The sequence below is a fragment of the Microbispora sp. GKU 823 genome (assembly GCF_002027145.1).
Taxonomy (GTDB): domain Bacteria; phylum Actinomycetota; class Actinomycetes; order Streptosporangiales; family Streptosporangiaceae; genus Microbispora; species Microbispora siamensis.
This window is the reverse complement of record NZ_MWJN01000242.1, coordinates 1-1591: the sequence shown is the minus strand read 5'-3', so window position 1 is coordinate 1591 and position 1591 is coordinate 1. Positions and strand designations below refer to the sequence as shown.

General features: G+C 70.6%; 1 protein-coding gene and 1 pseudogene. Both read left to right on the top strand.

Features of this window, described 5'->3' with window-relative positions; all coding sequences use genetic code 11:
* Positions 1–936, top strand: a 936-nt coding sequence (locus B1L11_RS44495) for a potassium-transporting ATPase subunit KdpA (RefSeq protein WP_143738009.1), incomplete at its 5' end; no start/stop codon positions are given.
* A gap of 2 nt (positions 937–938) precedes the next feature.
* Positions 939–1591, top strand: a pseudogene (locus tag B1L11_RS44490) (potassium-transporting ATPase subunit B); the annotation flags it as partial.

The window sequence follows — 1591 nt, the reverse complement described above, 5'->3', positions numbered from 1 at the left end:
TTCGAGAATCCGGCGGGATGGACGAACTGGCTGCAGATCGTCCTGCTCCTGGCGATCCCGGTCGCACTGCCGCGCACGTTCGGCCACATGGTCGGCCAGGTGCGTCAGGGACACGCGATCCTCGCCGTCATGGCGATGATCGCCCTGGTGAGCGTGCTGTTGACGAACGTCTTCGAGGCCTCGGGCGGCGCCACGGTCACCCGGGCCGCCGGGGCTGCACTGGAGGGCAAGGAGGTCCGCTTCGGCGTGCCCGGCTCCGCGACCTTCGCCGCCGCCACCACGCTGACCTCGACCGGTGCCGCCGACTCCGCCCACGACTCCTTCACGCCCCTGGGCGGCATGATGACGATGGTCAACATGATGCTGGGCGAGGTCGCGCCGGGCGGCGTCGGCTCCGGCCTGTACGGCATGCTCGTGCTGGCGGTGATCACGGTCTTCGTGGCCGGTCTGATGGTGGGTCGTACGCCGGAGTATCTGGGCAAGAAGATCGGCTCGCGCGAGATCAAGCTGGCCTCGCTCTACTTCCTGGTCACCCCGGCCCTCGTGCTCGCCGGTACGGCCGCGGCGATGGGCAACCGGGCCGGTCTCGCGGCCATGCTGAACGGCGGCCCGCACGGGCTCTCGGAGATCCTCTACGCGTTCACCAGCGCGGCCAACAACAACGGGTCGGCGTTCGCCGGGATCTCCGCGGGCACGCCCTGGTGGTGCGTGGCGCTCGGCCTGTGCATGGCCTTCGGCCGGTTCCTGCCGATCGTCTTCATCCTCGCCCTGGCCGGGTCGCTGGCCCGGCAGGCGCCGGTGCCGGTCTCCGCCGGGACGCTGCCCACCCACCGCCCGCAGTTCGTCGGCATGGTGGCCGGCGTCACGGTCGTCCTCGTCGCCCTCACGTTCCTGCCGGCCCTCGCGCTCGCGCCGCTCGCGGAAGGACTCTCCTAGCCATGTCGACGTCATCACGGCGCACGAACGGCAGGATCGGCGGCGGTCTGCTCGATCCCCGGCAGCTCGTGAGGTCGCTGCCCGACGCCGTACGCAAGCTGAATCCGGTGACGCTGTGGCGTAATCCGGTGATGTTCGTGGTCGAGGTCGGCGCGTTCCTCACCACGGGCCTGGCGATCACCGATCCTTCGGTGTTCGCCTGGGCGATCGTGGTGTGGTTGTGGCTGACCGTGTTGTTCGCGAATCTGGCCGAGGCGGTGGCCGAGGGGCGGGGCAAGGCCCAGGCCGCGACGTTGCGGGCGGCCAAGCGCGACACCACCGCCCGCCGCCTGAAGGACTGGCAGCCCGGGCAGACGGCGGTCCGGTGGGACACGGTGGGCGCCCAGGAGTTGCGGCAGGGTGACGTCGTGGTGGTCGAGACCGGGGAGGTCATCCCGGGCGACGGCGACGTGGTCGAGGGCATCGCCAGCGTGGACGAGTCCGCGATCACCGGAGAGTCCGCCCCGGTGATCCGCGAGTCCGGCGGGGACCGCTCGGCGGTCACGGGCGGCACGAAGGTGTTGTCGGACCGGATCATCGTGCGGATCACCCAAAAGCCGGGGGACAGCTTCATCGATCGGATGATCGCCCTGGTCGAGGGCGCCGACCGGCAGAA